Annotated in this window: 10 protein-coding genes and 1 pseudogene; 5 read left to right on the forward strand and 6 right to left on the reverse strand. The window is 68.9% G+C overall.

Going from position 1 to position 10,784, the window contains the following annotated elements:
- Window positions 1-150: 150 nt before the first annotated feature.
- The 3 genes from betT to AX669_RS06185 are packed head-to-tail and all read right to left on the reverse strand — an operon-like array spanning window position 151 to window position 5,471.
- A complete protein-coding gene (gene betT, locus AX669_RS06175) occupies window positions 151-2,181 on the reverse strand; it encodes a choline BCCT transporter BetT (RefSeq protein ID WP_062257268.1) in 2,031 nt (676 codons plus the stop codon).
- A complete protein-coding gene (betA, locus tag AX669_RS06180) occupies window positions 2,178-3,920 on the reverse strand; it encodes a choline dehydrogenase (protein ID WP_006945298.1) in 1,743 nt (580 codons plus the stop codon). Before betA ends, betT begins: the two co-directional genes overlap by 4 nt.
- A gap of 54 nt (window positions 3,921-3,974) precedes the next feature.
- Entirely contained in the window at window positions 3,975-5,471 is a 1,497-nt protein-coding gene (locus AX669_RS06185) for an aldehyde dehydrogenase family protein (protein WP_062257270.1), read from the reverse strand.
- 178 nt (window positions 5,472-5,649) lie between these two features.
- Here AX669_RS06185 and AX669_RS06190 point away from each other — a divergent pair, with 178 nt between their 5' ends.
- Window positions 5,650-6,237, forward strand: a complete 588-nt coding sequence (locus AX669_RS06190; protein ID WP_006945215.1) for a TetR/AcrR family transcriptional regulator — start codon at window positions 5,650-5,652, stop codon at window positions 6,235-6,237.
- 180 nt (window positions 6,238-6,417) lie between these two features.
- On the opposite strand, the gene msrB is transcribed toward AX669_RS06190, so the two are convergent.
- The gene (msrB, locus tag AX669_RS06195; protein WP_038567920.1) at window positions 6,418-6,828 is read right to left on the reverse strand and encodes a peptide-methionine (R)-S-oxide reductase MsrB; all 411 of its coding nucleotides are present in this window, start codon (window positions 6,826-6,828) and stop codon (window positions 6,418-6,420) included.
- Window positions 6,829-6,982: 154 nt separating this feature from the next.
- Complete coding sequence (locus AX669_RS06200) at window positions 6,983-7,789, reverse strand: (2Fe-2S)-binding protein (RefSeq protein ID WP_156444942.1); 807 nt, start codon at window positions 7,787-7,789, stop codon at window positions 6,983-6,985.
- A gap of 69 nt (window positions 7,790-7,858) precedes the next feature.
- Here AX669_RS06200 and ligD point away from each other — a divergent pair, with 69 nt between their 5' ends.
- The 4 genes from ligD (at window position 7,859) to AX669_RS06215 (ending at window position 9,937) form a co-directional block, all read left to right on the forward strand.
- On the forward strand, window positions 7,859-8,902 hold the full coding sequence (gene ligD / locus AX669_RS06205) for a non-homologous end-joining DNA ligase (protein WP_040014632.1): 1,044 nt from the start codon (window positions 7,859-7,861) through the stop codon (window positions 8,900-8,902).
- Between the two features lie 61 nt (window positions 8,903-8,963).
- Window positions 8,964-9,170, forward strand: a complete 207-nt coding sequence (locus tag AX669_RS12985) for a GNAT family N-acetyltransferase (protein ID WP_082740642.1) — start codon at window positions 8,964-8,966, stop codon at window positions 9,168-9,170.
- A 9-nt stretch (window positions 9,171-9,179) separates the two neighbouring features.
- On the forward strand, window positions 9,180-9,380 hold the full coding sequence (locus AX669_RS12990; RefSeq protein WP_082740644.1) for a GNAT family N-acetyltransferase: 201 nt from the start codon (window positions 9,180-9,182) through the stop codon (window positions 9,378-9,380).
- Window positions 9,381-9,616: 236 nt separating this feature from the next.
- Entirely contained in the window at window positions 9,617-9,937 is a 321-nt protein-coding gene (locus AX669_RS06215) for a hypothetical protein (RefSeq protein WP_038567925.1), read from the forward strand.
- A 258-nt stretch (window positions 9,938-10,195) separates the two neighbouring features.
- Here AX669_RS06215 and AX669_RS06220 read toward each other — a convergent pair.
- Window positions 10,196-10,784, reverse strand: a pseudogene (locus AX669_RS06220) (ATP-dependent DNA ligase); the annotation flags it as partial.

Raw genomic sequence — 10,784 nt, forward strand, 5'->3', positions numbered from 1 at the left:
CGCGGGGCGAGGCAATCGTCGCCCGGTCATGACGAAGGCCCCGAAGGCCCGGTTCGAGTTCTCACTCGAACCGGGCCTTCGTCATGCGGCCTCACCGCGGCCTCCCGCGTCCCGTCACGTCAGCACCTCAACGACGCGGGGGAGGCTGCGTCAGCGGGCGGCCTCCGTCGCGACGGCGTCGACGGAGCCGACCCACCACTGGTAGTGATCGAGCACGTCGTGCGCGATCTGTTCCTTCGTGTACGTGTCGATCTCGTACGTGCCGCCGCCGGGCACGACGACCTCGAGCTGGCACGAGGTGTCGTCGGCCTCCACCATGCGCGATCCGTACGAGGCGACCTTCACCCGTCGGATGTGCGTGAAGTAGTGGAAGTCGTCGAAACCGGGCTCCTGCGCGTGGACGGTGAGCGTCACCGTCCGCGCGACGTGACGGCTCGGATCCGCGTTCCTCCCGACGACGGCGTCGACGCCGCTGTTGCGCAGTTCGGCCGCGACCTCCTCGAGGGCCGGTTCGACGACACTCGTCATGCGCGTCTCGAGGGTGCGCAGCGAGACGGTGCCGAACTGGCGTGCCAGCCGGTTGCGCCACGAACCCTGCGTCGGCGCGGGTGGCGCCGACACGACCGACGAGCGCAGCGAAGCACGCAGCGCGTCGCTCTGACGCCGCTCGCCCTCGAGCGCGCGATGCAACCCGATCATGACGAGCACCATGACGACCGCGAACGGCAACCCCATGACGACGGTCGCCGACTGCAGCGCCTTGATGCCGCCGACGACGAGCATCGCCACCGTCAGCAGACCGGTCGCGGCGGCCCACAGGATGCGAACCCACGGCTTCGCGTCCGTCTCCGGGTCGGGCAGCGTCGACGAAAGGTTCGCCACGCCGGAGTCGGCCGAGGTCACGTAGAACAGCAAGCCGACGAACGTCGCGAGCCCGATGATGAACGTCGCGGCCGGGTACTGCTGGAGCAGGTCGAAGAACCCCGTCTCCGGTGCGTTGACGGCCGATTCGCCGAACGCCGCGTCCCCGCCCCGGATGCGCTCGATCGCGCTGTTGCCGAACATCGTCACCCACATGACGATGTAGAGGAACGGGATCGTCAGGGTGCCGGTGACGAACTGCCCGATCGTGCGCCCCTTCGAGATGCGCGCGAGGAACATGCCGACGAAGCTCGCCCACGCGATCCACCAGGCCCAGAAGAACAGCGTCCAGCCGTTCATCCAGTCGGCGGGGTAGTCGTAGGCCATCGTGTCCATCGTCATGCCGGGGAACATCGAGACGAAGTCGCCGACGTTCATGACGGCGGCGCGCAGCAGGAACGACGTGTCGCCGAACACGAGCACCCAACCCGCGAGCAGCAGCGCCAGGATGACGTTGAGCTGGCTGAGGATGCGGATGCCCTTGTCGACGCCGGACGTCGCCGAGATCGTCGCCATGACGACGGCGAGGACGACGAGGCCGATCTGCACCGGCAGGCCCTGCGGCGCGCCGAACAGCACGTCGAGGCCGACGTTGAGCATGACGACACCGATGCCGAGGCTCGTCGCGACACCGAAGATCGTGCCGAGGACGGTGGCGATGTCGACTGCGTTGCCGATGCCACCCTTGATGCGCTTGCCGAACAGCGGATACAGCGCTGAACGGACGGCGAGCGGCAGCCCCTTGCGGTGGGCGAAGTAGCCGAGGGCGAGGCCCATCAGCGTGTACATGCCCCACCCGGTGATGCCGTAGTGGAACAGCGTCCAGACCGTCGCCTCACGTGCGGATTCGACGGTGCCGCCCTTCCCGGTCGGCGGGTTGAGGTACTGCGTCGCCGGTTCGGCCACCGCGAAGAACATGAGGTCCGTGCCGATGCCGGCGGCGAACAGCATGCATGCCCACGAGAACGTGGAGTACTCGGGCCGGTCCGAGTCGGCGCCCATGCGCACCTTCGGGTGACGCAGCGCGATGTACGCGACGAAGACGAGCGTCGCCGTCGCGAGCAGGATGTAGAACCAGCCGAACCAGTCGCCCATCCACGCCGTCAGATCACCGAGCTGCTTCTCGGCGGTCTTGGGGGCGACGAGGCACCACCCGGCGACGAGGACGATGAACACGGCCGTGCCGCCGAGGACGACAGGCTTGACCTTGGGGTCAACGACCTGTTCGTCCTCGGCGCTGACGGTGGCGGGGCTGCTCACGGCTGCTCCGCCATCACCTTCGCGGCGCTCGGGATCTCGTCCTTGGCGTCCCAGGCGTCGTTGCGCGCGTCTCCCTGGGGCCACAGCGGCATCCCGGCCTTCGCGCGGTAGACCGGCGGGTCCTGCGGCTCGAGCATCGTGTTGCCGGCGATGAGGTCGGCGGCGCGCTCGGCGACCATCATGACGGGCGCGTAGATGTTGCCGTTCGTGATGCTCGGGAAGACCGAGGCGTCGGCGACGCGCAGGCCTTCGGTGCCGTGCACCTTCATCGAGTTCGGGTCGACGCACGACATCTCGTCGGTGCCCATCTTGACCGAGCAGCTCGGGTGCAGGGCGGTCTCCGCGTCCTTCGCGATCCAGTCGATGATCTCCTGGTCGGTGGCGCAGTCGGGCCCGGGGCTGATCTCGCCGCCGTCGAACGAGGCGAACGCAGACTGCGACAGGATGTGACGCGCGGTGCGCACGACCTCGACCCACTCGCGACGGTCGTTCTCCGTCGACAGGTAGTTGAACAGGATGCTCGGGTGCTGCTTCGGGTCGGCGTTCTTGATGCGCACGTGACCGCGCACGTCAGAGTTCATCGGGCCGATGTGCACCTGGTAGCCGTGCTCGTGGTCACCGCCGGTGCCGTCGTAGCGGACGGCGACGGGCAGGAAGTGGAACATCAGGTTGGGGTACTGGACGTCCTCGTTCGTGCGGAGGAAGCCGCCGGCCTCGAAGTGGTTGGAGGCGCCGACACCGGAGTTGAGGAACAGCCACTGCGCACCGATGTACGGGGCCTTCCACTTCTTCAGCCACGGCTGGATGGAGACGGGCTGCTTCGACTCGTGCTGCAGGTACACCTCGAGGTGGTCCTGAAGGTTCTCGCCGACTCCGGGCAGTTCGACGCGCGGCGTCACGCCGGCCTCGCGCAGGTACTCGGGGTTGCCGACGCCCGAAAGCTGCAGCAGCTGGGGGGTGTTGAACGCTCCACCGCACAGGATGACCTCGCCGGCGTCGACGCTGTGGTGACGACGGCCGCCGCGCACGAAGTCGACACCCGTGACACGGTTGCCGTCCCAGCGCAGCTTCGTGACGAACGACAGCGTCGCGATGTCGAGGTTCTTGCGGTTCTTGATCGGCCACAGGTACGAGCGCGACGCGCTCATGCGCGAGCCGTTGAACGTGTTGTGGTCGAAGGGCGCGAAGCCCTCCTGGCGGTAGCCGTTGACGTCGTCCGTCAGCGCGTAGCCGGCCTGCTGCGTCGCCTCGAAGAAGGCCTGGAACAGCGGCGACGACGCGGGGCCGCGCTCGAGCACGAGGGGGCCGGAGCCGCCGCGCCAGGCGTCAGCGCCGGCGAGCGTCGTCTCCATGCGCTTGAAGTACGGCAGGCAGTGCTTGTAGTCCCAGTCCTGCATGCCCTCGAACGACGCCCACTTCTCGTAGTCGCCGGGGTTGCCGCGCTGGAAGATCATGCCGTTGATCGAGCTCGAGCCACCGAGCACCTTGCCGCGCGTGTGCGCGACGCGGCGGCCGCCCATGTAGGGCTCCGGGTCGGTCTCGTACTTGTAGTCGTACAGCGGGTTGCCCGAGGGGAACATGAGCGCTGCGGGCATGTGGATGAGCGGGTCGAACTTGAAGTCGGCGCGCCCCGCCTCGAGGACGAGGACGCTCGTGCCGGCGTCCGCCGAGAGGCGGTTGGCGAGGGCGGAACCGGCGGATCCACCGCCGACGATGACGTAGTCATAATGCTTCTTCATGGTGTCTCTCCTGATCGTTCGATCGTTCGATCGGTCTCGGTGTCGTGGGTGCGCTCAGGCCTGCTCGCGACCGGAGAACCAGTCGGCGGGCGCGGGGCGCGTGTTGTGCCAGATGTGCTTGGTCTCGACGTACTCGCCGAGGCCGGCCTCACCGAGTTCGCGGCCGATGCCGCTCTGCTTCATGCCGCCCCACTCGGCCTGCGGGACATAGGGGTGGTAGTCGTTGATCCAGATCGTGCCGTGACGCAGACGCTTCGCGACGCGCTCCGCGCGGCCGGCGTTCTCCGTCCACACCGCGCCGGCGAGGCCGTAGATCGTGTCGTTCGCGATGGCGACGGCGGCGTCCTCGGCCTCCTCGCGCGTCGCGCCGGAGAACGTCTCGACCGTGAGGACGGGGCCGAACGACTCGTCGTGGACGCACGCCATCGAGGCGTCGCACGCGTCGAGGATCGTCGGGAGGTAGTAGGAGCCCTTCGCGAGCTCACCCTCGCCGCGCTTGCCTCCGGTGCGCAGCACGGCGCCGTCGGCGACGGCCCGCTGCACGTAGGCGTCGACCTTCTCGAGGTGCGCCTCGCTGATGAGCGGGCCCGTCTCGGCGTCGTCGTCGAACGGGCCGCCGAGGCGGATCAGCTCGCAGCGACGCACGAGTTCGTCGACGACCTCGTCGTGGATCGACTCCTCGACGATCAGACGCGCACCGGCGGAGCACACCTGGCCCGAGTCGAGCATGATCGCGGTCAGGGCGTTGTCGATGGCGGCGGGCAGGTCGGCGTCGGCGAAGACGACGTTGGGGTTCTTGCCGCCGAGTTCGAGGGCGACCCGCTTGACCGTCGGGGCGGCCGCGGCCATGATCGCGCGGCCGGTGACGACGCCACCGGTGAAGGAGACGAGGTCGACCTCCACGTTCTCCGTCATCTCGACGCCGACGCTCGAGCCCGGGCCGAGGACGAGGTTCGCGACGCCCGCGGGCAGGCCGGCCTCGGCGAGGGCGTCCATGAGCCACATCGCGCTCTGCGGCGTCAGTTCGGCGGGCTTGAGGACGAACGTGTTGCCCGCCGCGAGCGCCGGTGCGACCTTCCACGCCGTCTGCAGCAGCGGGTAGTTCCAGGGCGTGATGAGCGAGCACACACCCACGGGCTCGGTGACGACGCGGCTCGACACGTCCAGCATGCCCGTCTCGACGACACGGCCGGCGTGCTGCGTCGTCAGCGCCGAGAAGTGGCGGAAGACACCGATGATGTCGTCCATGTCGATGAGCGACTCGGCGTAGCGCTTGCCCGTGTCCTGCGACTCCATGCGCGCGACCTTCTCCTTGTCCCGCTCCAGCAGGTCGGCGAGTTTCGCGAGCAGGGCGGCGCGCTCGGGGGCGGGCGTGTTCGGCCACTCACCCGAGTCGAACGCGCGACGTGCGGCGGCGATGGCCTTCGCCGCGTCCTCGGCCCCGGCCTCGTCGACGACGATGACCTCGCTGCCGTCGGCCGGGCAGGTGATGGTGCGCTTCTCGCCGGACGCTGCGGCGACCCATTCGCCGTCGATGTACAGGGTGTTCATTCGGCCTCCTCGTGCTCGGTGCGTGACGCAGGCGACGAGCCGGCCGCCCTGGGTGCGGGCGTCTCGTGACGTGCGCGACGCGGGTCTGGCCTGCCCGTGCGACGCGACGGGCGGGTGGCCAGAGGGGATATAACGTGCGTTATCGACACCAGGATAACGCACGTTATATTCTGGTGATGTGAACACCCGAACACCCGTGCGTGAACGGCTGCTGGACGCGGCCGACTCGCTCCTCTTCATCGAAGGTGCCTTCGCGACGCCCGTCGACACGATCCTCAAGCGCGCGGGCGCCTCGCCGCCCAGCCTCTACGCCCACTTCGGCAACAAGGAGGGGCTGATCGCCGCGGCGCTGCGACGTCGCCTGAACATCTGGACCCAGGTGTGGGACGACGCGATCGCCGCCGCCGCCGATGATGAGGAACGCCTGCTCGCGCTGTGGCCGGCGCTCGCGACCTACCAGGCGGAGCGCCTGCCCGAGCGGTGGTGCGCGTTCAGCGGGACGAGCGCCGCCATCGTCAACCCTGGCCCGGATCTGCGCGCCGTGCTCGAGGAGGAAACGGCGCTACTGCGCGACAGGCTGCTGGCGTACAGCGAACCCGTTGCAGGGGCGGCGGCGCCGCACCTGGCGTCAGCGCTCATGACGATCTACGCCGGGACGCTCGCGCTCATGCTTCGCGAACCGTACGAGGACGCCCTCGAGGAGGGGCGACGTGCCGCCGAGATGCTCGTGCGCTCGTATCGCGTCGCGCGGGAGCGGGCGGTCTGAGATTGGAGCGCCGCTCGTGCTCGCGCGTGGGCCGGCGGACAGGGCGCGGTGACGCAAACTGCACGAGAAATGCGCATCTGCACGAGGAGTGTGCGGCACATTCCTCGTGCAGATGCGTAATTTTCGAGCAGATCCTCCGCGGCAGGGTTGGGGCTACGTCAGGATCGGGCGTGGCGACCGTCAGTTCGTGGCGGGCCGCAGCGTCATGCTGATCGAGTTGATGCAGTAGCGCTCGTCGGTCGGCGTCGAAAAACCTTCACCGCGGAACACATGGCCGAGGTGGCTGTCGCACTTCGCGCAGCGCACCTCGGTGCGTATCATGCCGTGGCTGCGATCCTCGATCAGACGGACGTTGTCAGCATCGGCGGGCGCGAAGAACGCGGGCCAGCCGCATCCGCTGTGGAACTTCTCGCGGCTCGTGAACAGTTCGGCGCCGCAGGCGCGGCACGCGTAGACGCCCTCTGTCTCGGTGTCGGTGTACTCGCCACGGAAGGCCGGCTCGGTGCCGCCCTCGCGCAGGACGGCGTACTCGGCGGGGGAGAGCGTGGCTCGCCAGTCCTGCTCGGACGTCGGGGTTGTCGGGTCGCTCATCGAAGAACCTCCTGGACGAGGGCGTCGGCGCCGCCGAGTGGCGGGCCGTGGGGTGTTGAGTCATGGTTGGTGGAGCGGTGAGCCCTTTTGCTGGCGCTGGCAGCGTCCCCCGAGCAGGGGGCGGCCTGACATACGATTCGGGCCCACGTCAGCGTCAACCATGTTGGGCTCCGGTTCGTTCCCGCAGGACGCAGTCGCCGCAGACCGTGTCGCGTGAGTTGCCCGGCAGCCGATAGAGCTGACAGCAGCTGTGACGGCGAAAGCTCCCTGTCCCGATGCGGCCGTCGGTCAGTGGTCGGCCACGGGCTGCGGTCAGTGCCGTGAGGCAGGCATCGGCGATCTGTCTCACCGCCGTCGACTGGCCGGGATCGACCCTGACGACGGTGCGCGCCGCGCCATGGAGCGCCGACGCCACGTTGCCCCAGGCAATCGGAGCTGACGGCGTCAGCGCGGTCGACGTCAGTGGAATTGCCAGTCGATCGACGAGGGCGCGGGCGAAGTGATCGACGCTCGTGTTGACGGCGACGCTCGCGTCGCTGGCGGCGTGCGCGACGGGGGTGGCGGCCACCGGCCGGGCACTCCATTCGGGGGCGAGTGCCAGCGGAAACGTCGTCGTGCCGTCGTCCTGCCAGAACAGTTGGTCGAGCGTGGGGACGTCGGCGCCCGTCGAGTGCCCCGGGGATGTTCCTCTCAGCGCCGACGCGATCCACGGCGACAGCACCCGCGCACACACCCCGAGGTGCAGCACGGCGCCGAGCGCGCGGACGTCGACATCATCGGAGTGAAGAGAACCGGCAGCGGCCGTCCGCTCGCGAGCTCGGTCGATCCACGCGCCCAGGGCGCCACGGGACGCGAGGTCGGCGCCGAGGGGCCGCCAATCCGCCCCCGGCGTCATGGCATCCACGCGGAAGAACGGGCCCAGGTCGGGCTCGCTTACGCGGGAGGCGGAGGGGGACGGCATGCCTCAACCCTGCCAAGGCGAGTGGGGCGAGGCAACGCGGGGCGGGCATCTGTCGCCTACGCTTCGAGCATGGCGTCCACCGCAGTGACCCTCGAGATTCCCGGCCCCGACGGCGAGGAGCGCACCGTCAGGGTGTCGAGTCCCGATCGCGTCGTCTATCCCGACGACGGGGTGACGAAGCTCGACCTCGTCGAGTATGTGCTCGCCGTGGCCGAGCCGTTTCTGCGCTGGAGCGGCGATCGGCCTGTCGCGTTGGAGCGTTACCCGAAGGGGCTGGCGGACAAGCCGTTCTTCAGCAAGAACCCGCCCAAGGGTGCGCCGAGTTACGCGCGCAGTGTGATGTGCACGTACCCGAGCGCCCGGGCGCACGAGCAGCTCGTCCTCGACGAGCCCGCGATGCTCGCCTGGTGCGTGCAGATGAACACGGTGACGTTTCATCCGTGGCCCGTGCGCGCCGAGAACAACGACAATCCTGACGAGCTGCGCATCGACCTCGACCCGCAGCCGGGGCGCGATTTCGCTGATGCCGTCGAGGCGGCGTTCGCGCTCAAGGAGCTCATGGAGTCGCTGGGGTTCACACCGTTCGTCAAGACGTCCGGCAACCGTGGCGTCCATGTGTATGCACGCATCGCGCCGACGCGGGAGTTCCTCGACGTGCGTCACGGTGTCATCGGCATTGCGCGCGAGTTGGAGCGTCGGCTGCCCGATCTGGTGACGACGGAGTGGTGGAAGGAGCTGCGCGGCGAGAAGGTGTTCGTCGACTTCAACCAGGCGAACCGCGACCGGACGATCGCCGCGGCGTATTCGCCGCGGCCGCTGCCGGGTGCGCCGGTCTCGATGCCGGTGGCGTGGTCGCAGCTGCGTGACGTCACGCCGTCCGACTTCACGGTGCGCACCGTGCCCGGCATCGTCGCTGCGGACGGTGACGCATGGGCGCGGGCGCCGGGGGAGTCGATGAACGACCATGTCGGTGACGTCGACGCGGCCATCGCGCTGTGGGACGCCGACGTCGAACGCGGCCTGCCCGAGCTGCCGTTTCCGCCCGATTACCCGAAAATGCCCGGTGAGCCGCCGCGCGTGCAGCCGAGCCGCGCCAAGAAAGACGCGCCGTGACGCCGTGGCTCGAGACCGAGCGGCTCGTGCTGCGCGAGCCGTTGGACGCCGACGTCGACGCGTGCCGCGCGAGCCCTCGGACGCCGACGTCGACGCGTGCTGGCGCATCCACGGGGATCCGCGGACGTATGCCCATCTGCCGTCGGGGCGCATGAAGGCGGCCTCCGAGGCCGTCGACCTCATCGCGTCGTGGCGCGCGCACTGGCGTCAGCACGGGTTTGGGTACGCAGCCGTCGTCGACGACACGGGCGAGGTCGTCGGTTTCTGAGGCGTAGAGCTGCGTGACCTCGGTGGCGAGCCCGTGCTCAACCTCTACTACCGCTTCGACTCCGACCACTGGGGCCCGGGTTACGCGGCCCAGGCCGCCAGCGCCGTCGTCGAATGGGCGCTGCGCCAGGGGCCTGACGCGCCGCTCGTCGCCGTCATGGCGACGAACAACCCGGCGTCAGCGCGGGTGGCGGAGCGCGTGGGGCTGTAGCTCAGCGACCGCCAGCACGATCGCGACCCGTCGAACACGTCATCTGGGAGGCGCCGCGAGCGACGTAGTCGTGCGACGCGTGCGTTGCCACGTCGAGCCCAGCGGCGAGGTTGCTCGCGGTCGCGCGATGTGATGCGCGACAGCCGTAGGGGTGCGTGGAGTATTCGATGGGGTGCGGCTCTGTGACCCAGTCAACTCTAATTGACACGCCCTGCTGCGCGACCTAGCCTCAGGGCATGCCCAAGATCAGTAAGCCCCTGCCCCAGGAACTGCGCGGAATCTCCGAGAAGTCCGTCGAAGAGGCGGCCGCGCGCATCATGGAGGGCTTCCGGGTGCAGACGCACCTGTTCACCAAGGACGAGCTCGAGGGGCTCGCCATGCTCAACAACCTCATGTCCGACACGATCAAGTGGGTCGTCGCCGAGCGTCGCGCCAAGGGCGACTCGTGGGCCCAGATCGGCGAGAGCCTCGGCATCAGCAAGCAGGCGGCGCAGCAGCGCTTCGGCAAGAAGGCCGACAAGCCCGTCGTCGACGAGAACATCGCGCTGGCGGGCTGACGCGCTCGCCTGTACACATCTGCGATCTTCGTCCATATTCACGCCGGCGTCCGTTGGGACCTGCTGGCTTGAGAATGTGGACGAAGATCGCAGATGTGGACGCAAATCGAGAAAGGAAACGGGATTCGCGAAGGGGACAGGAATCGCAGAACGGTCGTCGTCAGGGGAGTAGGGACGACGGGGGAGCGATGACGACGGGGATGCCGGGGCGCTGGGCGTGACGACGAACGGGCGTGACGGCGAACCAGGCGCGGCGGGTCAGCCGCGTCGCAGCACCTCTCCGAGGTCATAGTCGGGGGCGCGTTCAACCTGCTCGAGAGTGCAGGAAGTCGGCTCGCGGTCGGGGCGCCAGCGCAGGAACGTCACGGCATGACGGAAGCGGTTGCCCTCCAACTGATCGAACGCGACCTCGACGACGCGTTCGGGGCGAAGGGGCACGAACGAGACGTCCTTCGAGCTGCTGAAGCGTGAGCGATCCGTCTCACCGTGCGCGGCGTTGCCGTCGGCGTCGCGCACGACGAGCGGGTCGAGTTCGTCGACGAGTTCGCGCCGTCGCGCCGCCGTGAACGCGCTGACGCCCCCGACGTTGTGCAACTTGCCGTCCGCGTCGGCGAGCGCGAGCAGCAGCGATCCGACGCCATCGCCGCTCTTGTGCACGCGATAACCGACGACGACGGCTTCGGCCGTGCGCTTGTGCTTGATCTTGAGCATCGTGCGCTTGCCCGGCTCGTAGACGTCGGAGCGACGCTTCGCGACGACGCCGTCGAGCCCCGCGCCCTCGAACTGCTCGAACCAGCGACGTGCCTCGTCGGCGTCGCGCGTCGTGCGCGTCAGGTAGACCGAATCG

The sequence above is a fragment of the Dermacoccus sp. CCH2-D9 genome (genome assembly GCF_001556795.1).
GTDB lineage: Bacteria > Actinomycetota > Actinomycetes > Actinomycetales > Dermatophilaceae > Dermacoccus > Dermacoccus nishinomiyaensis.